Source organism: Shewanella sp. MF08487 (assembly GCF_050848685.1).
GTDB classification, from domain to species: Bacteria; Pseudomonadota; Gammaproteobacteria; order Enterobacterales; family Shewanellaceae; genus Shewanella; species Shewanella glacialipiscicola.
In genome coordinates this window covers 99624-121013 of record NZ_JBOZPB010000008.1, presented here as the reverse complement: position 1 = coordinate 121013, position 21390 = coordinate 99624, and the positions used below count along the sequence as shown (strand labels likewise).

Below are 21390 nucleotides of genomic sequence, written 5' to 3'. Positions count from 1 at the left end.
AGCCTACCAACCGAATATGCGCCAACGCGTAAGGTGGGCGCATTTTAACCTGTGTTTGATACCGATCACAATAAACAAAAGGCTACTCAAGATGAGTAGCCTTTTATGTTTACAGCACTAATGTGCGAATATCGGACAGAATTCCTGACAGCGTCACACTAAAGCGTGCAGCCATAGCACCATCGATCACGCGGTGATCGTATGATAGCGACAGTGGCAACATCAATTTAGGTTCGAACTCTTTACCATTCCACTTAGGCTTAATTTCAGATTTAGACACACCTAAAATCGCCACGTCTGGGTAGTTTACGATAGGCGTAAACGCTGTACCGCCAATGCCACCTAAACTAGAAATAGTAAAACAGCTACCTTGCATATCAACAGATTTCAGCTTGCCATCACGGGCACGAATAGAAATGTCAGCCAATTCACGAGATAACTCGATAACACCTTTTTTATCTACATCACGCACAACTGGCACAACCAAACCGTTTGGCGTATCAACCGCCACACCGATATGGAAGTACTTCTTCATTACCAGTGATTCGCCATCGGCACTTAAGCTCGAGTTGAATACCGGGAACTGTTGCAACGTCTTAGCTACCGCTTTGAGCATAAACACTAAAGGCGTGATCTTGTAATCGGCCTTTTTCTTCGCTGCGACATCGTTTTGCTGCTTACGGAACTCTTCCATTTCGGTGATATCAGCTTCATCGAACTGCGTCACGTGTGGAATAGTGACCCAGTTGCGGTGCAGGTTAGGGCCAGAAATCTTCTGGATACGGCTTAATGGAACTTCTTCCACTTCACCAAACTTACTGAAATCCACTTTAGGTGCTGCAATCACTTGCAGACCGCCGCCATTGCCAGCGCCCACAGAAGTTGCCGCATTGGCTTTTGGACGCGACAGTTCGTATTTCACATACGCCTGCACATCTTCTTTCATGATGCGACCTTTACGGCCAGAACCCGTCACTTGGGTTAAATCAACACCAAACTCACGGGCTAAACGACGCACCGCAGGTGATGCATGTACCGCACCTGTTGATACAGGCGTACCCGCACTTGGGTGATGTGGAACCGGTGGACGGCTCATCGGCGTCGGTGCAACTTGTGCAACTGGCGCAGCGGCTTGCTGTGCTGGAGCGGCTTGTACTACTGGCGCAGCGCCTTTAGTAACCGTTTCAATGGTGGCAATTAAGCTACCTTGCGATACTTTATCGCCCACTTTAACAGTCAAAGACAGCAGTTTACCGGCGAACGGCGCTGGCACTTCCATCGTGGCTTTGTCAGTTTCAAGCGTGATAAGACCTTGGTCCGCGGTGATTTCATCACCAACAGATACCAGCACTTCGATAATATCGACATCGCTAGCATCACCAATATCTGGCACATGGATTTCTTTAACTTCAACGACGTCACTAGTAGGTGCCGCTGCTGGCGCTGGCGTAACCGCCGCTGCAGGTGCTGCCTGAGAAGCTGTAGTTGATTCCGCTTTTGCAGGTGAAGCAGCTGGAGCTGCGCCGCCCACTTCAAGCATAATCACTAGTGAACCCTGCGACACTTTATCGCCCACGGCCACTTTAACGTCTTTAACAACACCCGCCAAAGGTGAGGGTACGTCCATGGTCGCTTTGTCGGTTTCAAGGGTGATTAAACCGCTATCAACATCAATCTTATCGCCAACAGCCACCAGCACTTCAATAACAGACACATCGGTGTCACCACCGATATCGGGCACAGTCACTTCAACCACTTTTGTTTCAGTCGCTTGCGTTGGTGTTGCTACTGGAGCGGCTTGAACGGGTGCCACAGCCTGAGCAGGTGCAGCTTGCGCAACCGGTGCAGGGGCAGCTTGCGCCGCGCCCGCTGCTTGCATCATAGCAATCAAGGTGCCTTCAGACACTTTATCGCCCACAGCCACTTTCAACTCAGTTAATACACCAGCAAAAGGCGCTGGAATATCCATAGTCGCTTTATCGCTTTCAACGGTGATAATCGATTCTTCTGCCGCGAGGGTATCGCCCACAGCAGCACAGATTTCGATAACTTGTACTTCATCACCGCCGATATCAGGAACAAAAACTTCTTTTAATTCAGCCATTTTTATTACCTCTTACGCGTACTGTGGATTGATCTTGTCAGCATCAATGCCATATTCTTTAATGGCTTTTGCTAACACATCAACAGGCAGTTCTTTACGATCTACCAGTGATTTCAGCGCCGCAATCACGATGAACTTAGCATCGACTTCGAAGTGATGACGTAAGTTTTCGCGGCTGTCGCTGCGACCAAAACCGTCAGTACCTAATACTTTGTAATCGGTTGGCATGAAAGCACGTAATTGTTCGCCGTAAATCTTCATATAGTCAGTAGCAGTAATGGCAGGCGAATCGCTTGAAATCACTTGGCTGATATAGGCTTGTTTTGGCGTTTGCGTTGGGTGCAGCATGTTCCAGCGTTCAACCGCTTGACCATCACGGGCCAGTTCGTTAAAGCTCGTTACGCTAAATACGTCGGCTGTGATACCAAAGTCTTTCGCCAGTGCTTGCGCCGCTTTACGAGTTTGTTCCAAAATGGTGCCACAGCTCAATAATTGAACCTTGCCTTTGCCTGAACCCGCAACGGTTTCTAACTTGTAGATACCTTTGACTATGCCTTCTTCCGCGCCTTCTGGCATGGCAGGTTGCTCATAGTTTTCGTTCATTGTAGTCAAGTAGTAGAAGATATCTTCTTGATTTTCACCGTACATACGACGAATACCATCTTGCACCACAACGGCGATTTCGTAGCCGTAAGTTGGGTCGTAAGTAATACAGTTAGGGATAGTGTTCGCCAATACGTGGCTGTGACCATCTTGATGCTGCAAACCTTCGCCGTTTAGCGTAGTACGGCCAGAAGTCCCACCGACTAAGAAACCACGCGCACGCATATCACCCGCAGCCCAAGCCATGTCGCCAATACGTTGGAAACCAAACATTGAGTAGTAGATGTAGAACGGGATCATCGGCATATCGTTAACCGAGTAGCTGGTCGCTGCCGATACCCACGATGACATTGCACCGAGTTCGTTAATGCCTTCTTGCAATACTTGACCAGTTTTATCTTCGCGGTAGTAAGCCACTTGGTCAGAATCTTGCGGTATATATTTTTGGCCTTCGTGAGCATAAATACCCACTTGACGGAATAAACCTTCCATACCGAAAGTACGTGCTTCATCAGGAATAATTGGCACAATCTTTTTACCAATTTTCTTGTCTTTTAGCAGCGCAGTCAGTACACGGACAAATGCCATAGTCGATGAAATTTCACGGCCACTTGAGCCCTGTAAAATTGAATCGAAAATTTTCAATGACGGGATTTCTAACTCTTCAGTAAACTTTTCACGACGTTGTGGCACGCTACCATGCAGCGCTTCACGACGGCTCATCATGTATTTTACTTCTTCAGAGTCAGGACCTGGATGATAGAAAGGCAAGTCTTCTAACTGGTCATCTGGAATCGGAATATTAAAACGGTCACGGAAGTAACGAATCGACTCAGCGCCCATTTTCTTGACGTTGTGAGCGATGTTTTTACCTTCACCCGCATCACCTAAGCCATAACCTTTAACGGTTTTAGCCAGAATAACCGTTGGGCGACCCTTAGTTTTTTGTGCATGCTCTAATGCGGCATACACTTTAACTGGATCATGTCCACCACGGTTTAAGCGCCAAATGTCATCATCTGACATATTAACAACCATTTCAGCGGTTTCTGGGTACTTACCAAAGAAGTGTTCGCGAGTATAAGCGCCACCTTTGGCTTTACAGTTTTGGTATTCACCGTCAACGGTTTCTTCCATCAACTGTAATAATTTACCGCTGGTGTCACGGGCCAATAATGGATCCCAGTAACGGCCCCAAATAACTTTAACAACTTCCCAGCCTGCGCCGCGGAATTCGCCTTCAAGTTCTTGGATAATCTTACCGTTACCGCGAACAGGACCATCAAGGCGCTGTAAGTTACAGTTAACGATAAAGACTAAGTTGTCTAATTCCTCACGGGCAGCTAAACCAATTGCGCCTAAGGCTTCGGGTTCGTCACACTCGCCATCACCTAAGAAACAGTAAACCGTTTGTGCTGAGCAATCTTTAATACCGCGGTCAGTCAGGTACTTTAAGAAGCGCGCCTGATAAATCGCTTGGATTGGCCCTAAACCCATAGAAACCGTTGGGAACTGCCAATAGCTCGGCATCAGTTTAGGATGCGGATAAGAAGATAAACCTTTGCCATCGACTTCTTGACGGAAGTTAGCCAATTGTTCTTCAGTTAAACGACCTTCTAAGAATGAACGAGCGTAAATACCAGGGGCGATATGGCCTTGGAAATACACTAAATCGCCACCGTCTTTTTCATTTGGGGCACGGAAAAAGTGGTTAAAACAGACGTCATAGATTGTTGCGCTAGACGAGAAACTCGCGATATGTCCACCTAGCTCTAAATCTTTCTTAGAACCACGCAGTACCATAGCTAATGCGTTCCAGCGGATGATAGCGCGAATGCGACGTTCCATCTCTTGGTTGCCAGGCATGTGCGGTTCTTGACCAGCAGGGATGGTGTTTAAATAAGCCGTCGTCGCAGTGTAAGGTAAGTGTGTACCATTACGGCGCGCTTTATCGATCAGCTTTTCGAGTAAAAAATGTGCGCGCTCTGGACCTTCTTGTTCCAATACGGCTTGCAGGGCATCAACCCATTCCTGAGTCTCTAATGGATCTACGTCTTGTAGCATATCTTCAGACATGACACTGTCCTTCTCTATATACATGATAATGAATGGTGTTTGCGGCATATTCCGATTTAGCGAAGGGCTAAATCACAGGAACTTAAGCGCCACTTTTTAAGCGGCGCAAGCTTCGCTGCAACCGGCTATCTTCTTCCCGCACAGATAACATCACCTCTTCGATATAACTTAAATGTTCGTTCGAGGCTTCTCTGGCGGCTTCGGGATCACGACGAACGATGGCAGCGAGCAAAGCCCGTCTGTGTTCGTTAGCCTTGGTAGAAGCTTCTTCGCGGCGGCTTAAAAGCTCCAGGTTTTGCGCCACATTTTGATGCAGCACAGGGGTTAAACTGAGAACAAGATGTAACATAGCCACGTTATGCGAGGCTTCGGCAACCGCACGATAAAAACGCACAATCGCAGCAGCTTTTTGTTCGATATCGGTGGCGGCTTCCACCTCGAGGATCATACGTTTGATATTTTGCATATCAGCGTCAGTACCGCGCAACGCTGCATAATACGCCATCATGCCTTCGGTAGCATGACGGAACTCCAGCAAGTCATATTGACTCTCTGTGTCAGAATTCATCAGTTCAACAATGGGATCGGCAAGACTCTGCCAGAGTTGCTCTTTAACATAAGTGCCACCACCTTGGCGACGCATTAACAGTCCTTTTGCCTCAAGCTTTTGAATCGCTTCACGCAAAGAAGGCCGAGACACTTCAAACTGAATTGACAGCTCGCGTTCTGGCGGTAACTTCTGACCAGGCTGTAAACTGCCTTCTAGAATCATCCGCTCTAATTGAGCCATGATCACATCAGAAATCTTTGGCTGACTAATTTTACTATAGGCCATCACGCGCACTGCTCCGTTGTAAATTGGTCTTACCAATTTTTTTGAGTGAGCGCACTTTATCAAATCAGCGTTTTGATGTCCAGATTGAAATCTGTCGCTACAAATCGATCTGAATCATTAACACTCACGATGAAAGAGCATAGCCGAAAAAAAACGCCATGGGGTCAGACCATTTGACAGAACCGCGACAATATCGGCTCAAATGATCATTTTTCAGCTAATTATGGCTAAGCAATAAATGCAGGACTTAAACATATGTCGATAAGGTCGACATATGTTTAAGACGCTCAAGTTAAAACGCAACACGCTTTCAGTTCACTAAACCGAATATCGTCAATAACGCAAGTATTGCGACGATAAGTGTAAAGTTACGCTTACTTAGCACTAATAACGCCAAGGTAGACTGTACACATATAGGTGCAGTTGCGACTTCTGGCAGAGGCTGCGCGGCTAATGCCGTTTCAGCAACCACAGTGCGGGCGCTGGTATTCAAGCTCAAACTATGGCGGCGCCAAGCGGCTAGCCCTTCACTAAATTGGCCACTTAACGCATAGCCAAAGGCAAAAATGCGGCTGGGTAACCAATCCAGTAAAGTGATCACCTGATTAACTAAAGGGAGTTCAAGGGATTTACGCGCATTCTCTTCGGCATAAAAGCGCACAGTGCAATAAAGCATTGCACCTACTGGGCCTAAAAAAATCAGATACAGGGCTACGGCGCCATAATAACGATAGTTAATCCAAGCAACGCTCTGGCCAACTTTAATGCCAAGATCCTGCTCAGATACCGCATCTAAACACTCACTACAATCGAGTTCTGCCGCATAGTGGTAGCAAGCTTGCACATCAGAGCGGCAAGCCGCCTGCATATATTTTTTAAAAATATCCCGCTGTTTTTTATGGTTAAAACACACTACCGCCACTAAAACCCACAAGGCTAAACTCAGCAGCCCCCAAAACATCCCCGACACTAACCAGCATAAAACATAGATAAACAAAGCGGGCAACACTAACGCTATCGCCATCATCACCTTTGTCAGTGACGCTTTATCGCCAAAAAAAGTCGCTTGGTAGGATTGCAACAATCGGTCGCATTGCCACGATGAAGGCAGAAATTTAAGCCGCTCAACTAAAATAGCGACCAAGAGTGAAAATAATGCCATGGGCTGTACCTCTATAATTTGTCCATAAATAACTTAGGTTTATGAGAAATATGCTAAGGTTTAGGGGCTAAAAATAACCTAAGAGCGCATGGCCTCAGTATATTCTTTTAGTTTTCCTAAATATCTCTCCCACGCAAAACTTTGTCCCGGATCCGTTTTACGTATCGGCGCAATATCACAATGCCCCACAATACGGTCAATCGTTAATAATGGATACTCAAGCAATAATGCCTGCGTCAACTCGATAAGCGATTGATATTGCTCGTCAGTATAAGGCACTGTATCGGTACCTTCTAACTCAATACCTATCGAAAAATCATTACAATTATCCCGCTCTCCATAGCGCGACAAGCCCGCATGCCAAGCCCTGTCGTCACAACTCACATACTGCACGCGCTCGCCATTGCGGCGAATTAAAAAATGTGCCGAGACTTGTAACCCCTGCAGCGGTGCAAAACTGGCATCGGCATCGGTATCTAAACAGCCTTGAAATAACTGATCAATATAAGGTAAGCCAAAGCAACCCGCGGGCAGGCTGATATTGTGGATCACCAACAAGCTCACTTCACCCAAGGGGCGTTGATTAAAATGCGGCGACACGCAGCGCAGCGCCCCATCACACCAACCTGAATCAAACCGCATATCAGCTTATCCTCTGCATCCTGCTATTAAACAGGATTACTCTACCAGCATTCACCCGCGCAAAGAAGAAACACAGCACACAGAGCACAATGAAAACACAGCAAAAAAGCATATTCATGGATGACACTCTGTCAGCACAACAGTAATAGCCACAACTTAAACACAAGTCGGCAACCTGTTCCGTGAGACCCTAGGGCGTGGTAATCTTAAGACAAAATATACATAGGCAGTCATGCAAGGATCCCACCCATGTTAGAAAACGATATTCGTCACGCAGTCAAATCCGCCTTAAATGAAGACTTAGGCGGCACCGAAATCAACGACCAGACTAAAGCCATTGCCTATGGTGATATTACAGCGTTATTAATTCCTGCAGATAAACATGCCCAAGCAACACTTATCACCCGTGAAGAAGGTGTTTTTTGTGGTAAAGCCTGGGCAGAGCAAGTGTTTAATCAATTGGGCGGCGAAGTGGCATTACACTGGCACGTCGATGATGGCGATTTAGTATTACCCAACCAGCTGTTATGCGAACTCTCAGGCCCTGCGCGCATTATTCTTACCGGCGAGCGCACCGCAATGAACTTCATCCAAACCCTATCTGGCGTCGCCACCTTAACCAAACATTATGTCGATAAGTTGGCAGGCACTCACACGCGCTTATTAGATACACGCAAAACCATTCCGGGCCTGCGCACCGCGCAAAAATATGCCGTCACCTGCGGCGGCGGTAAAAACCACAGAATGGGTTTATATGATGCTTTTTTAATTAAAGAAAACCACATCATGGCCTGCGGTAGCATTCGCCAAGCAGTAGACACCGCCCGTAGCTTGTACCCCAATAAGCCAGTTGAGGTGGAAGTGGAATCACTCAACGAACTCGACTTAGCACTCAGTGCAGGCACTGATATCATCATGTTAGATAACTTTGACGTGACTATGATGCTCGAGGCCGTTGAAATGAATAATCAATACAAAGCTAAAGGCCACGGCGCTTTGCTTGAAGTATCTGGTAATGTCACGCTAGACACCTTAGCCGAGTTTGCCAAAACCGGGGTGGATTACATCTCCGTTGGCGCGCTCACCAAGCATGTACGCGCCTTAGACCTATCGATGAGGTTAAAAGCCTAAATTCTCTCCATGAGGTTAAAAAGCCTAAATTTTCCGATAAACGGATTTATTCAAGTAAAACAACCATGGTTAAGATTTTGTTATAAATTAATGGTTAAACATCGAGCGGCTTTACGTAAAAGCGATGCAAAAGCATAATTTATTTACGCTTTATGGTTAAAAGTTGTTTCATTTAACGTAACTTTGTACTAACTTTCACAAGTGTGGACTGACCATTAGGTCAACTCCATCTGATGTCAGCACTGGAATGTCATTTAAACAGCCAATACGTATACGTTATGACGCAGCGGCCATTCCAAAACAGCGGTGCACTGTTAAATGTTGCAAGGATTAAAATAAGTTATACAAATGGATTTGTTAACATAAACAGTAACAAAGTTTGACAAGGTTAAGCCTTTATGGTGTAACACAATAGTTGTGTTTAATGCCGTATTCAACAAAGGGTTACTAGCAAGTGCGTATCATATGGCCAGCATATGAACCACAACCAATAGTGACTACACATTAGTGAGTGGAGAGAAAAATGAAAGCCATGAATTTAAGTAAAAAAGCCCAGGGTTTTACCCTAATTGAATTAATGATCGTTGTCGCCATTATCGGTATTTTGGCAGCCATCGCATTGCCAGCTTATAAAGATTATGTAAATAAAGGTAAAATTAACTCCTGTTTATCAGAAGCGGCTTCGTTTGAAAAAGCATATGCCGCTGCAGTAATTGGTGATATTACGCCACCAGTATATAAAGCATCAGCTTGTGCGAGTGGTCCTGTCGCTGCTGCTGCTGATGTAACAAGAGCTTACGTATCAAAATCAGATCCAGTTAAAAATATTACATGTACCATGGCTACCGCTTCATGTGTCGCTGCTACCTAATTTAGATGTACAGGTGGACACCTTACTAACAGGGGTCCACCTTTAAACTATGGATAAGTACTACTTTTATACTCTCCTAGTTATAAAAATCTTTTCTTCGTTAAGTAATGAAATATATTTAGCTTAAAATTTAATTTTTAAATTAATAACTGAGTAATCCAGTCAACCATATCCGAGGAAACAAGGCTGGGAGCAACTCCTCATTTCTATAGCTATTCATTAATACTAGCGTCATAACACTCACTACTAAAAATAATATTATTTGGGTCCATATACCCGCTTTATAAAACTGAAATACATTATCTTGTACTTGCATCGCAATCACAAAAACCAACATCAACTGAGCAAACGGCATAACCATCACACCGCTAAATAATGAATAAATAAGGCCAGATAACAGCGCGTAGGTCACTGGGATAGTTGCCGTCGTAGTATCTTGAGATAAACAAGTAACTTGAGATAAATATCGCAATCTATAATAAACGCGGCTCATTACCCATCCTATCATAACAATGCAGCTGATAATTCCGTATTCATAAAGTAACTGCATAACTGAGTTGTGTGGGTGGGCGTTAGGTAACGGCTTACCTTCAGCCCAAGTAAAACTCATGGGGCCAAACCCAAGCCATGGACTATCTGAGATAGATTGAAGAACATACAACCATAAATCTAATCGCCCTGAGCTACTTGTTCTTATTTGAAAACTAACTCCATTAATTAACCAATAAGGGATAATAACGATAAAAACCAGCCACAAAACAATGCCAGACAATATTGTTTTTAGTGTAAGTAAAACGAGTTTCTTACGTGCTTCTGCATTAACAAAATATAAAAGTATAGTTAATGCCAGAATAAGAGAAAGCATTGCCCCCCGAGCTTCCGTCTGTAATAACACAACCCAATGCAATGCAATCATCACCATAGATATGCGTTTGAACTTAGCTAAATGCCGATTGAAAAATGGTAACAATAATAATGGTACTACCATTACTTGTAGCTGATTAAAAAAACGCACATTCACATACCCAGATAGCAAGCCATGAATGTCAAAACTTTGGGCATCTGCATAAGAAAAACATAAAAATAAAATGTATTTAACAAGCGTTAGCATAGAAAACAGTAAAATACCGACATAAACTGCAAAGTTTAAACTATCGCGCTGAATAGCTTTTATGCTTATCGTAAATAAATAAAATGCCGTAATAAGTAATCCGTTATTAGCAATTTCAACCAACCCCCAAAAAGGGTGTTTACTGGCAAATGCAGATGCGATAGCTAACACAAAAAAAAGACTTAAAGATAGTAAGCTTAGTGCTGAAAGCCTTACCAGCTCAACCCCCTTAACAAAGCATAATCCCAACGCAGAAAACCAAATAAAGCCAATCACCAGAATACGCTTTATATCGTATTCATTATCAACACCTATAAAGTGAGAGAAGTTAACTGCAAACACTGTTCCAAGCAAAAAAACACATAAGAATGCTATGACTACCATCCAAGAGTAGGCTCTCAACGGCATATAAATACTCCATTTTGACATCTTATCTAACGCGCACAATTGTTGGCTATCATACCAATCCATTTATGCATTAGATTCGTTTTTGATATTTAAAATAGATTAATTACAAGAAAAATATATTTCATAAAAACTCCTAATTTAACCTATTGAGTACGGTTTTAATCAGGTAGAGATGCAGCGCCAAAAAAAGGAAGTCATGCGTATAACATATGAACAAAACCTTGTTAATAGAATAATCAATTCCCCTATTATTTCAAAGTTTTGACGAACTATAGTGTACATTTGTTATCATGCTCTAAATAATAGCTTTTTCAATAGACTAAGCATGACAAAATGCTAGAAAGACGTTATTATTTTAACACTTTTGTACAACTGGAGTCTCTATGCCATCTACAGGCCTACATTTGGGTTTATCGACCCTGTTTACCCGTAAGGGCCTGCTAAGTGAAGAGCAGATGGCCAGTGCCATCACTAAATCCCGCCAGAACAAGCATGCGCTGGTAAGTACCTTAGTTCAAAGTAAACTCATATCCGCCCGTGCGATTGCTGAGCTGTGTTATGAGGAATATGGCACGCCGCTGCTGGATTTGAATGAATTTGATTTAGGCTCCATCCCCGAAGAGTTCCTCAATAAAAAACTAATCGAAAAACATCGCTGCCTGCCGTTATTTAAACGCGGTAATCGCCTTTATATTGGCACCTCTGACCCCACCAATATCGCAGCCCTTGAGGACTTTCAATTTAGTGCTGGCCTGCACGCCGAAGCGATTCTGGTAGAAGAAGATAAGCTGGCGAAAGCGTTAGAGAAAATCCTCGAAGAAGATATCAGCGGCCTTGATTTAGGCGGTATGGATGAAGCAGCACTTGCTGCTATAGAAATTACCGATACTAGCAATCGTAGCGATGAGTCCGCTGGTGAAGCCAGTGATGACGCGCCGATTGTGATTTATATTAATAAAATTTTGACCGATGCCATTCGCAAAGGCGCGTCGGATTTGCACTTTGAACCCTATGAAAAGCGTTACCGCATTCGTTTTCGTATTGACGGCATATTGCATGAAGTATCAGAGCCGCCCATTAGCTTAGCGGGACGTTTATCTGCCCGTTTAAAGGTGATGTCAAAACTCGATATTGCCGAGCGCCGCGTGCCGCAAGATGGCCGTATTAAAATGAAACTGTCACGCACTAAGTCTATCGACTTTCGGGTCAGCACTTTGCCAACCCTGTGGGGCGAAAAAATTGTAATGCGGATTTTAGACTCCTCTTCCGCACAATTAGGCATCGAAAAACTCGGTTACGAGCCAGACCAAGAAAAGCTCTACCTTGAAATGCTGGCAAAACCCCAAGGGATGATTTTAGTCACAGGCCCAACCGGTTCCGGTAAAACGGTATCGCTCTATACTGGGTTAAATATTCTCAATACCGAAGAGCGCAATATTTCGACCGCCGAAGATCCGGTTGAAATTAACCTTGAAGGCGTTAACCAAGTTCACATTAATTTAAAAGCCGGGCTGACTTTTGCCTCGGCGCTGCGATCATTTTTACGCCAAGACCCTGATGTAGTAATGGTCGGTGAAATTCGCGACCTAGAAACCGCCGAAATTGCCATTAAAGCCGCGCAAACAGGCCACTTAGTATTATCTACCTTGCACACTAACTCGGCGGCTGAAACCTTAACCCGCTTAATCAACATGGGCGTACCCGGATATAACATTGCCAGTTCAGTGAATTTGATTATTGCCCAGCGCCTTGCCCGCCGTCTCTGCTCCGAATGCAAGCAAGCTGAAGTTGTCCCAGAGCATGAATTGCAACGTTTAGGCTTTAGCCAAGCCCTCATCGACCAAGGATTTACCACCTTTAAACCTGTGGGCTGTGAGCATTGCTCTGGCGGCTATAAAGGCCGAGTCGGTATTTACGAAGTCATGAAAATGTCCGATGAAATAGCCCGTACTATTATGGAGGGCGGTAACTCCTTACAAATTGCCTCCCAAGCTAAAGCGCAAGGCATGCGGGATTTACGCCAATCGGGATTATTAAAAGTGATCCACGGTGTCACCAGTATTGCTGAGGTCAACCGCGTTACCAGTTTTGGCTAGACCATGCTTGCGTGACAATAGTATTAAGTTAACGCTAGATTTTAGTAACGCCTATGTTTCAGCTAATATTAGCCATAATCGATACATAGTCGGCCTTAACCCACAGGCATCATTACTGTTATCAATGTGGTTTGCCGTTAATGGTTATTAAACCACTTATTTTATAGGGAAAATTTATGGTAACGGCAACCACGGGCAGAAAATCTCGCGCTAAAAAATCAGATAAAAAAAGCCAGCCAAAAATCTATACCTTCGAATGGAAAGGCATTAATCGCGACGGTAAAAAAATATCCGGTGAGCTCAGAGGCGCCGCAGCCGCAGAAATCCGCAGCCAGCTTAAATCTCAAGGGGTTAACCCCAAAAGCGTGCGTAAGCAATCTTCCCCCTTATTTAAGCTCGGTGAAGCTAAAATATCCCCGATGGATATCGCCATGATGACCCGCCAAGTCGCGACTATGCTCGCAGCGGGCGTACCTTTGGTGACAACCATTGAACTGCTTGGCCGTGGCCACGAAAAAGCCAAAATGCGTGAGTTATTAGGTACCATCCTCACTGAAATCCAATCGGGTATTCCCTTATCCGATGCCCTGCGCCCCCATAGGCGTTACTTTGATGACTTATATGTCGACTTAGTTGCCGCAGGTGAACACTCAGGCTCGCTCGATACCGTATTTGATCGCGTTGCGACCTACAAAGAAAAAACTGAACAGCTTAAATCTAAAATTAAAAAAGCCATGTTTTACCCCGCTGCGGTGGTCATAGTGGCTATGTTAGTGACCTCGTTATTACTGCTTTTTGTAGTGCCACAATTTGAAGATATTTTTAAAGGCTTTGGCGCAGAGCTGCCAGCCTTTACTCAGCTCGTTGTGGGGCTTTCACGATGGATGCAGGCCGCTTGGTATATTATATTGGCGGCAGTGGTGCTGGCGATATGGCTGTTCGTAAGAGCCCATAGAAACTCACAAATGGTGCGCGATAGAGTCGATGAAATAGTGCTCAAAATTCCCGTTATTGGTAATATTTTACATAAGGCGGCCATGGCGCGCTTTGCCCGCACCTTAGCCACTACCTTTGCCGCAGGCGTGCCTTTAATTGATGGTATGGAATCTGCCGCGGGCGCATCGGGTAATGCGGTTTATCGCAAATCAATATTAAAAATTCGTCAAGAAGTAATGGCGGGTATGCAGATGAACGTTGCTATGCAAACCACAGGACTGTTCCCCGACATGATGGTGCAAATGGTGATGATCGGTGAAGAATCAGGCTCCTTAGATAATATGCTCAATAAAGTTGCCAACATTTATGAGATGCAAGTTGATGATGCCGTGGATGGTTTGTCCAGCTTGATAGAGCCGGTGATGATGGTCGTTATTGGGACGGTTGTCGGCGGCTTAATTGTGGCCATGTACCTGCCTATCTTCCAAATGGGAAATATCGTAGGCGGCTAACTACTCCTTATTTTAATCCATATATAAGAACCATTAATGAATGAATTTATCTCTCTTTTTAGCCAATCTCTAAATCAGAGCCCTTGGCTATTTATTACTTTAAGCTTTATTTTTGCTGCCACCATTGGCAGTTTTTTAAACGTTGTGATTCATCGCTTTCCGGTGATGATGAAGCGCGAATGGCAGCAGGAATGTAACCAGTATTTGCAGGAGTATCACGCCGATATCGTTACGCAAATCGGCATTGATAAACTTAATAAACCTATCGATAGTTTCCCCGAGAAATATAATCTGCTGCTGCCAGGCTCTGCCTGCCCTAAGTGTAAAACGGCTATTAAACCTTGGCATAACTTACCCATTTTAGGCTGGTTAATGCTCAAGGGTAAGTGCGCAGCTTGCCAAGCGCCAATCTCTGCACGCTACCCCATTATTGAGTTAATCACAGGGTTATTGGTAGCAACACTCGCTTGGCATTTTGGCCCAAGCTGGCAATTTGTGTTTGCTAGCATACTCACCTTTGTACTGGTAGCGCTCACGGGAGTTGACCTAGATGAAATGCTACTGCCCGACCAAATGACCTTGCCCTTACTTTGGCTAGGTTTGATTATTAATTTAAATCATACCTTTGCCAGCCCAACCGATGCCATTATTGGCGCAGCGGTAGGTTATTTAAGTTTATGGTCTATTTTCTGGTTATTTAAAATAATCACGGGTAAAGAAGGTATGGGCTACGGCGACTTTAAGTTGTTGGCCGTATTCGGAGCTTGGTTAGGTTGGCAAATGCTGCCGCTAGTGATTTTACTCTCGTCCCTTGTCGGCGCTGTTGTTGGCGTGACTATGATTGTCAGTAAACGCCTCAAGCAAGGAAACCCTATCCCATTTGGCCCTTATATTGCGGCAGCGGGTTGGATAGCACTGCTCTTTGGCCAACAGATTGTGGATTGGTATTTAGGAACTCTATAGAGCGGACTTCGTCCTTCTAGGGTGCTGCAAAAAACGCAGCGGCTAGAAAATGCAGAACGGGCTTCGCCCTTATACATTCTCGCAGGACGAAGTCCGCCTTAGCAGCGAAGCGCTCTAGCTCCTAGTAGAGATGCGTCCTTCTTGGCTTTTAAGAGAAAGTTATGTCCAAATTTATTGTTGGTTTAACGGGTGGGATTGGTAGCGGTAAAACGACTGTCGCCAATTTATTTGCCGCAGAAGGGATTACCTTAGTCGATGCCGATATCGTTGCCCGTGACGTTGTGGCTCAAGGTTCTATAGGACTTAAAGCGATTGAGGACCATTTTGGCGCAGATATATTAACCCCAGAGGGCGAGCTCGACCGCGCCAAACTGCGACAACAAATATTTAATCATCCAGACGAACGTGAATGGTTAAACCAATTACTCCACCCTATGATCCGTGCAGAAATGCTCGCTCAAGTCGAAAAAGCCACCTCAGCCTACGTAATTATGGTGGTACCCTTGCTATTTGAGAATGGGTTAGATAGGTTAGTCAATCGGACTTTAGTGGTGGATATTTCGCCTGAGTTACAAGTCAAGCGTACCGTAAAACGGGACAATGTTGATGTATCGCAAGTTAATAACATCATCAAAAGCCAGTGCAGCCGCAACGACAAGCTCGCTAAAGCCGATGATATTATTGATAACCAAGGAGAGATATCCAGCTTAAAACGACAGGTGCTCGCCTTGCATCAGCATTATTTACAATTATCGGGTAATGATAACGCCTATGACTGAATTAGTTTACGAACAGCCCTTAAACGAAAAAATGCGTAGCTACTTACGGCTCGAATATCTCGATAAGCAGCTGCAAAGTAACCTAAGCCAAGACCACCAACATCGCTGTTTTTATCCGCTGTTTTCCCTGTGTGAATTGTCTGAACGTTGTGATTACCGTAATGAGATATTAAAAGATATTGAGCGGCACTTGTTGCAACTGCACAAATGGCAAGAGTTAGACAGTGTCGACCACCAGCAAATTAATATTTACATCAACGCCCTCACCCAAGCTCGCGAACCTCTACAAAAACCCGAACGCTTCGGCAGCCAATTAAAACAAGACCGCTTTATATCCGCACTACGACAACGTTTTGGCATGCCAGGCGCTTGCTGTAACTTCGACCTACCGCAATTACATTTTTGGCTATCTAAACCTTGGGAAGAAAAACAGCAGGATTATCGCGCTTGGATAGCGCATTTTGAGCCTTTACTCACACCCATAGCACTATTACTGCAATTAACTCGTAGCACCGCCCATTATGATAATGCCATTGCCCATGCAGGCTTTTATCAAGGCGACAGCGCCCAAGCGCTCGCGTTAGTGCGGGTTAAAGTCGATGCTGCTCACGGTTGCTACCCTACTATTAGCGGCCATAAAAACCGTTTCGCTATCCATTTTGTACAGTTTGAACATCAACGCCACTCTGATCGTTCGATTGATTTCTTACTGGCTACCTGCGCATGAAGCCTTTACACTAATGGCCTGAAAAATATTCGTTGGGGTAGACGCATTATCGCTGTAACCCAAAGAATCGCCGTAAACCAAGAGAGCCATTATGCCATTAACTGTTAACTGCCCCATTTGTAAAACTGCTGTTGAATGGGTACCACAATCGGCTTTTAAACCCTTTTGTAGCGAACGCTGTAAGCTGATTGATCTCGGCGATTGGGCATCAGAAAAACATGTTATCCCTGTCAAAACAGAATTTGATCCCGAAGCATTTGATGAGTTTGATCTCGATGAAGGTGACTTTTTCAAAGAATAATTTGTAGCATGATGCAGCGATACTCAGCTTAAATCCTCACTGTGATGACTTTTTCCAACCCTAATCAATAGACAAACATTATGACTAAACGCATCCATGTGGCCGTAGGTGTTATTACCAATTCGGCTGGTGAAATACTGTTAGCTAAACGGCCAGACCATTTACATCAAGGTGGCAAATGGGAGTTTCCGGGCGGAAAAGTTGAAGCGGGAGAAACCGTTACGCAGGCGCTTATCCGTGAATTAAAAGAAGAAGTGGCTCTGAATGTTACCGATAGTCAGCCATTTATGGCGCTGAGCTTTGATTATCCCGATAAACAAGTGCTATTAGATATCCATTCAGTTACCGAGTTTAACGGCATAGCCCAAGGGCTAGAAGGTCAACTCATTGCTTGGGTCACTAAAGCCGATTTAATTCATTACGATTTCCCTGACGCTAACAAGCCGATTCTGGAAAAGATTCTCGCGCTTTAATCTTTAGAATAATCAGCACTGCATGAAGTCACTCAAGTGCGCGACCAAATAGCCACTGCGCCCTCTATGGAGCTACGTGAATAAGCCAGTTGGTGAGTTTATATAAGTAATGCGTGATCTTGCTTGCAGCAAATCAATAATCCGCTTTTATCAAACAAAGAATAATGTTTGAATCGAGTCTCATTCTTTCTCTTCGATTTTAAGGGCGCATCATGCACAATAACATTAAGGCATTTATAGCCACTACCGCCTTGTTTTTTAGTTGTCAGGTACTTGCCAACGGTGGCTGTGGATTTGAAGAACAACAACAGGGTTTAATTGCGACCTGCAGTGAGGAGAAACAAGAAGTGATATTAACTGGCATAGTAGAAGCACAACATCTAGTCACAGATCTTAATGAGTTTGCCGACGGCTATAAAAGCTATCAAGTCGATACTGCAGCCATTGCCCCGCTAAAAACCGTTACCGAACCAACTGAAATTATTGTGATCATTGGTACTTGGTGCCCAGATTGTCACCGTGAAACACCGCGCTTTATCCGCATCATGGAAGAAGTCGCCAATCCCAATATTAAAGTGACCTATATTGGTGTCGATCGCAGCAAAAAAGATCCGCAAGGTTTAGCAGCTAAATACGAATTTACTCGTATTCCGACCTTTATCGTGCTGCAGCAAGGGAAAGAAATTGGCCGTATCGTAGAGCGCCCAACCGTTTCCTTAGAAAAAGATTTAGCTGAAATTGTAAAGTAATCAACTCAGTAAAAACATTAAAGGCCGCATAGCGGCCTTTTTTATCCATCAGAAGCAAATTAGTTCGCCTCGTCAATAATCCGCTGAGCTAACATCACTAACACCCCTTCACGCAATGCCCCGCCAGATAAAGCTAGCTGCTCAATACCCAATAGCTCAAACAAAGCCAATAAGATAGCCACGCCCGCGGTAAAAGTTGGTGCACGTTCACTGCAAAGCCCTAAAATACCCGTTAAGCGAATATCCTCTTGGATAAGAATCTCAGCCTTCAGTTGCTGTAACACATCAAGGGTTATCGTTTCAGACAAACCCCGATGCAGTAGCACTTCGACCACAGATTGCACCGCGCCAGAGGCACCCACAACACAATGCCAACCGAGATCGCGTAAGCTCTGCCTATGCTCAGCCAATATAGTGAGAATCTGCTGCTTTGCATCATCAAAATCAAGCTGTTGCAACGGCATACTACTGAAAAACTTACGGTTATAGGTCACGCTGCCAAAGGGTAAACTGGTTTTGAACAACACTTGATGCCCATCGCCAATAATAAACTCGGTACTTGCGCCGCCAATATCTATCACTAAGCGTCGGCCATGACCGCGAGTCGTGGCCACCATACCCTGATAGATAAGCTCAGCTTCACGCATACCGGAAATAATTTCGATCGGATAACCAAGAAGGGGTAATGCACGCCGATTAAACTCATCAGCATTGTTAATATTGCGCAGAGTAGCGGTGGCAATCACCGCGACATGATTGGCATCTATCTTATGTTGCACTAACATTTGGGCAAACATACTCAAACAGTCGAGGCCGCGTTGCATCACGTCATGGCTTAATACGCCATCATCACCAATGCCCTCGGCAAGCCTCACCTTTCGTTTATATTTCGCAATAATATGCGGCTGATCACCACGGGTTTTGGCGATCAGCATATTAAAACTATTTGAGCCTAATGTTATGGCTGCATAAGCGGGTGTTGGCATTTACGAATGTCTACGAGTCCTGTCATGACGAGGAGGACGAGTCCCACTCCGTGGCGCACCTGAACGGCTTGCCCCTGAACGATCACGCAAATTACGGGTGCCGCTAGGATGTTTACGGTGGATTTTCGCAGGAGTCGGTATATCGGCCAGCAAAGCGTCACTGTCGTAATCGCTAACCGGAATCGAATGATTAATATAGCTTTCGATAGCAGGTAAATTCAACGCATACTCTTCGCAGGCAAAACTTATCGACATGCCTTTATTACCCGCACGACCCGTACGACCGATACGGTGTACATAGTCTTCGCAATCATCAGGTAAATCATAGTTATACACGTGTGAAACGTCAGAAATATGTAAACCACGCGCAGCAACATCAGTCGCCACTAATATATCTAACTGACCACTGGTAAATTGCTCAAGAATCCGGATACGTTTCTTTTGCGGCACATCACCCGTTAATAAACCGACACGATGGCCGTCACCTTCAAGCCATGACCAAAGCGTTTCACAGCTGTGCTTAGTGTTGGAGAAAACAATGGCTTTTTCTGGCCAATCTTCTTCAATTAAGGTCAGTAGTAAACGCATTTTGTGTTCTTGCGAAGGATAAAAAATTTCTTCTTTAATATTTTTAGACGTTTTTTCTTCAGGCTCGATTTCAACTTTAACCGGCTCGTTCATATGATCATAAGCCAGCTCTTGTACTTTCATCGACAAGGTTGCTGAAAATAACATATTAAGACGTTGATTAGCCTCAGGCATACGTCTAAACAAGAAACGGATATCTTTAATAAAACCAAGATCGAACATGCGATCGGCTTCATCTAATACCACAGCCTGAATTGAATTTAAGCCAATAATACCTTGGCGAACGTAATCAATAATGCGGCCTGTAGTACCAATCAAGACATCAACACCTTGGTCCAACACTTTACGCTGCACGTCGTAACTTTCGCCGCCGTAAACAATACCCACCTTTAAGTGTGTGTGTTTAGCGAGTAAAATAGCGTCTTTAGCAATTTGAATGGCTAATTCGCGAGTCGGGGCCATTATGATGGCGCGAGGCTGATTTATCAGTCGACCTTCAGGAATGGGTATTGATAGCAGGTGGTTAAACGTGGCGACCAAAAAGGCCATTGTTTTGCCTGTGCCCGTTTGTGCTTGACCAGCGATATCTTTTGATTGAAGTAATATAGGCAGAGATAACGCCTGAATCGGCGTACAAAATTCGAAGCCGTTCTCGGCAAGAGCCTGTTTAACCTCAGGATGTAGAGGTAGGTCGGCAAACCTTTGGGTAGATAGATGTGTTTCGCTCATAGCGCAAGCTTACCTGTTGAGGTTGCAATAAGATACTCGATCGTTTGAAATAGCCACATTGTAAAAAAAGGTAACTTGAAAAGCTATTTTTCAACCCCAATATACATGGTAAGCCATTAACAAACCAGCAATGGCAGCCAAACTGGAGAACATCATGAGCGATAAAATTATATACCTGAGTGACGACAGCTTCGAAAGCGACGTATTAAAGTCTGATTTACCAGTATTGGTAGACTTCTGGGCCGAGTGGTGTGGTCCTTGTAAAATGATCGCTCCTATTTTAGACGATGTGTCTGAAGAATATGCTGGTCGCCTGACTATCGCTAAATTGAACGTTGACCAAAACAGTGTTTCTCCAGCGAAATATGGCGTTCGCGGCATCCCAACGCTACTGTTGTTCAAGAACGGAGAATTAGCGGCGACTAAAGTTGGCGCGCTATCAAAAACACAATTGAAAGAATTTATTGACGCGCAAATCTAATTTAATCGCGTAATGAATGACCTCCGACACAAGCAATAAATTAATTGTGTCGGAATTTCCCTAAATTTCTGGACGCCCCGCTTTGTTAGTGCTACTTTAATAATCAGATTCTTTCTAATAACCTCTT

The 21390-nt window shown here is 44.5% G+C and carries 19 protein-coding genes; 11 read left to right on the top strand and 8 right to left on the bottom strand.

Translation table 11 applies throughout. From position 1 onward, the window contains the following. Nucleotides 1-109: 109 nt before the first annotated feature. The 5 genes from aceF to ampD all read right to left on the bottom strand — a co-directional run bounded on the left by aceF (nt 110) and on the right by ampD (nt 7422). Nucleotides 110-2104, bottom strand: a complete 1995-nt coding sequence (aceF, locus tag ACRN9H_RS08190; RefSeq protein WP_432313241.1) for a dihydrolipoyllysine-residue acetyltransferase — start codon at nt 2102-2104, stop codon at nt 110-112. A gap of 12 nt (nt 2105-2116) precedes the next feature. Further along, entirely contained in the window at nt 2117-4783 is a 2667-nt protein-coding gene (gene aceE / locus ACRN9H_RS08185) for a pyruvate dehydrogenase (acetyl-transferring), homodimeric type (RefSeq protein WP_432313240.1), read from the bottom strand. A gap of 82 nt (nt 4784-4865) precedes the next feature. Beyond that, complete coding sequence (pdhR, locus tag ACRN9H_RS08180) at nt 4866-5618, bottom strand: pyruvate dehydrogenase complex transcriptional repressor PdhR (RefSeq protein WP_220772222.1); 753 nt, start codon at nt 5616-5618, stop codon at nt 4866-4868. A 310-nt stretch (nt 5619-5928) separates the two neighbouring features. Continuing rightward, nucleotides 5929-6780 (bottom strand): beta-lactamase regulator AmpE, encoded by an 852-nt coding sequence (ampE, locus tag ACRN9H_RS08175; RefSeq protein ID WP_432313239.1) that lies wholly within the window; start codon nt 6778-6780, stop codon nt 5929-5931. 78 nt (nt 6781-6858) lie between these two features. After that, nucleotides 6859-7422 carry a 1,6-anhydro-N-acetylmuramyl-L-alanine amidase AmpD gene (gene ampD, locus ACRN9H_RS08170; protein WP_263188672.1) on the bottom strand — a complete coding sequence of 188 codons (564 nt, stop codon included), beginning with the start codon at nt 7420-7422 and terminating at the stop codon, nt 6859-6861. 249 nt (nt 7423-7671) lie between these two features. Between ampD and nadC the strand changes: the two genes are divergently transcribed. Together nadC and ACRN9H_RS08160 are read left to right on the top strand one after the other, a co-directional pair. Next, nucleotides 7672-8553 carry a carboxylating nicotinate-nucleotide diphosphorylase gene (gene nadC, locus ACRN9H_RS08165; protein WP_432313238.1) on the top strand — a complete coding sequence of 294 codons (882 nt, stop codon included), beginning with the start codon at nt 7672-7674 and terminating at the stop codon, nt 8551-8553. A gap of 523 nt (nt 8554-9076) precedes the next feature. Beyond that, on the top strand, nt 9077-9424 hold the full coding sequence (locus tag ACRN9H_RS08160) for a prepilin-type N-terminal cleavage/methylation domain-containing protein (RefSeq protein ID WP_432313237.1): 348 nt from the start codon (nt 9077-9079) through the stop codon (nt 9422-9424). A gap of 142 nt (nt 9425-9566) precedes the next feature. Here the strand turns inward: ACRN9H_RS08160 and ACRN9H_RS08155 are convergent, their stop codons facing one another. Continuing rightward, nucleotides 9567-10943, bottom strand: a complete 1377-nt coding sequence (locus ACRN9H_RS08155) for an O-antigen ligase family protein (protein ID WP_432313236.1) — start codon at nt 10941-10943, stop codon at nt 9567-9569. A gap of 383 nt (nt 10944-11326) precedes the next feature. Here ACRN9H_RS08155 and pilB point away from each other — a divergent pair, with 383 nt between their 5' ends. The 8 genes from pilB to ACRN9H_RS08115 all read left to right on the top strand — a co-directional run bounded on the left by pilB (nt 11327) and on the right by ACRN9H_RS08115 (nt 18479). Next, nucleotides 11327-13039, top strand: coding sequence for a type IV-A pilus assembly ATPase PilB (gene pilB / locus ACRN9H_RS08150; RefSeq protein ID WP_432313235.1), 1713 nt, complete (start codon nt 11327-11329; stop codon nt 13037-13039). Nucleotides 13040-13215: 176 nt separating this feature from the next. Then, a complete protein-coding gene (locus ACRN9H_RS08145) occupies nt 13216-14487 on the top strand; it encodes a type II secretion system F family protein (protein WP_432313234.1) in 1272 nt (423 codons plus the stop codon). A gap of 36 nt (nt 14488-14523) precedes the next feature. Next, nucleotides 14524-15450 carry a prepilin peptidase gene (locus ACRN9H_RS08140; RefSeq protein WP_432313233.1) on the top strand — a complete coding sequence of 309 codons (927 nt, stop codon included), beginning with the start codon at nt 14524-14526 and terminating at the stop codon, nt 15448-15450. A gap of 161 nt (nt 15451-15611) precedes the next feature. Then, complete coding sequence (gene coaE, locus ACRN9H_RS08135) at nt 15612-16229, top strand: dephospho-CoA kinase (RefSeq protein ID WP_432313232.1); 618 nt, start codon at nt 15612-15614, stop codon at nt 16227-16229. Further along, the gene (gene zapD, locus ACRN9H_RS08130; protein WP_263188679.1) at nt 16222-16956 is read left to right on the top strand and encodes a cell division protein ZapD; all 735 of its coding nucleotides are present in this window, start codon (nt 16222-16224) and stop codon (nt 16954-16956) included. Before coaE ends, zapD begins: the two co-directional genes overlap by 8 nt. Nucleotides 16957-17047: 91 nt before the next feature. Beyond that, the gene (gene yacG, locus ACRN9H_RS08125; protein WP_220774291.1) at nt 17048-17257 is read left to right on the top strand and encodes a DNA gyrase inhibitor YacG; all 210 of its coding nucleotides are present in this window, start codon (nt 17048-17050) and stop codon (nt 17255-17257) included. 80 nt (nt 17258-17337) lie between these two features. Further along, nucleotides 17338-17730: an 8-oxo-dGTP diphosphatase MutT gene (gene mutT / locus ACRN9H_RS08120; protein WP_432313231.1), complete on the top strand. Its 393-nt coding sequence runs from the start codon at nt 17338-17340 to the stop codon at nt 17728-17730. Between the two features lie 212 nt (nt 17731-17942). Continuing rightward, a complete protein-coding gene (locus tag ACRN9H_RS08115; RefSeq protein ID WP_432313230.1) occupies nt 17943-18479 on the top strand; it encodes a thioredoxin family protein in 537 nt (178 codons plus the stop codon). Between the two features lie 59 nt (nt 18480-18538). Here ACRN9H_RS08115 and ACRN9H_RS08110 read toward each other — a convergent pair whose 3' ends face one another. Both ACRN9H_RS08110 and rhlB read right to left on the bottom strand, forming a co-directional pair. Further along, nucleotides 18539-19465 (bottom strand): exopolyphosphatase, encoded by a 927-nt coding sequence (locus ACRN9H_RS08110; RefSeq protein WP_432313229.1) that lies wholly within the window; start codon nt 19463-19465, stop codon nt 18539-18541. Next, nucleotides 19466-20782, bottom strand: coding sequence for an ATP-dependent RNA helicase RhlB (gene rhlB / locus ACRN9H_RS08105; protein ID WP_432313228.1), 1317 nt, complete (start codon nt 20780-20782; stop codon nt 19466-19468). A gap of 154 nt (nt 20783-20936) precedes the next feature. Here rhlB and trxA point away from each other — a divergent pair, with 154 nt between their 5' ends. Continuing rightward, entirely contained in the window at nt 20937-21263 is a 327-nt protein-coding gene (gene trxA / locus ACRN9H_RS08100; protein WP_432313227.1) for a thioredoxin TrxA, read from the top strand. Nucleotides 21264-21390 lie beyond the last annotated feature (127 nt).

Bases quoted from the DNA above. Each gene is read 5' to 3' on its own strand.
- ACRN9H_RS08115 (WP_432313230.1), top strand. From the start codon at position 17,943: ATGCACAATAACATTAAGGCATTTATAGCCACTACCGCCTTGTTTTTT.
- yacG (WP_220774291.1), top strand. From the start codon at position 17,048: ATGCCATTAACTGTTAACTGCCCCATTTGTAAAACTGCTGTTGAATGG.
- ampE (WP_432313239.1), bottom strand. From the start codon at position 6,780: ATGGCATTATTTTCACTCTTGGTCGCTATTTTAGTTGAGCGGCTTAAA.
- trxA (WP_432313227.1), top strand. From the start codon at position 20,937: ATGAGCGATAAAATTATATACCTGAGTGACGACAGCTTCGAAAGCGAC.
- aceF (WP_432313241.1), bottom strand. From the start codon at position 2,104: ATGGCTGAATTAAAAGAAGTTTTTGTTCCTGATATCGGCGGTGATGAA.
- zapD (WP_263188679.1), top strand. From the start codon at position 16,222: ATGACTGAATTAGTTTACGAACAGCCCTTAAACGAAAAAATGCGTAGC.
- ACRN9H_RS08110 (WP_432313229.1), bottom strand. From the start codon at position 19,465: ATGCCAACACCCGCTTATGCAGCCATAACATTAGGCTCAAATAGTTTT.
- rhlB (WP_432313228.1), bottom strand. From the start codon at position 20,782: ATGAGCGAAACACATCTATCTACCCAAAGGTTTGCCGACCTACCTCTA.
- ACRN9H_RS08140 (WP_432313233.1), top strand. From the start codon at position 14,524: ATGAATGAATTTATCTCTCTTTTTAGCCAATCTCTAAATCAGAGCCCT.
- pdhR (WP_220772222.1), bottom strand. From the start codon at position 5,618: ATGGCCTATAGTAAAATTAGTCAGCCAAAGATTTCTGATGTGATCATG.
- ampD (WP_263188672.1), bottom strand. From the start codon at position 7,422: ATGCGGTTTGATTCAGGTTGGTGTGATGGGGCGCTGCGCTGCGTGTCG.
- ACRN9H_RS08155 (WP_432313236.1), bottom strand. From the start codon at position 10,943: ATGCCGTTGAGAGCCTACTCTTGGATGGTAGTCATAGCATTCTTATGT.
- coaE (WP_432313232.1), top strand. From the start codon at position 15,612: ATGTCCAAATTTATTGTTGGTTTAACGGGTGGGATTGGTAGCGGTAAA.
- nadC (WP_432313238.1), top strand. From the start codon at position 7,672: ATGTTAGAAAACGATATTCGTCACGCAGTCAAATCCGCCTTAAATGAA.
- ACRN9H_RS08160 (WP_432313237.1), top strand. From the start codon at position 9,077: ATGAAAGCCATGAATTTAAGTAAAAAAGCCCAGGGTTTTACCCTAATT.
- ACRN9H_RS08145 (WP_432313234.1), top strand. From the start codon at position 13,216: ATGGTAACGGCAACCACGGGCAGAAAATCTCGCGCTAAAAAATCAGAT.
- mutT (WP_432313231.1), top strand. From the start codon at position 17,338: ATGACTAAACGCATCCATGTGGCCGTAGGTGTTATTACCAATTCGGCT.
- aceE (WP_432313240.1), bottom strand. From the start codon at position 4,783: ATGTCTGAAGATATGCTACAAGACGTAGATCCATTAGAGACTCAGGAA.
- pilB (WP_432313235.1), top strand. From the start codon at position 11,327: ATGCCATCTACAGGCCTACATTTGGGTTTATCGACCCTGTTTACCCGT.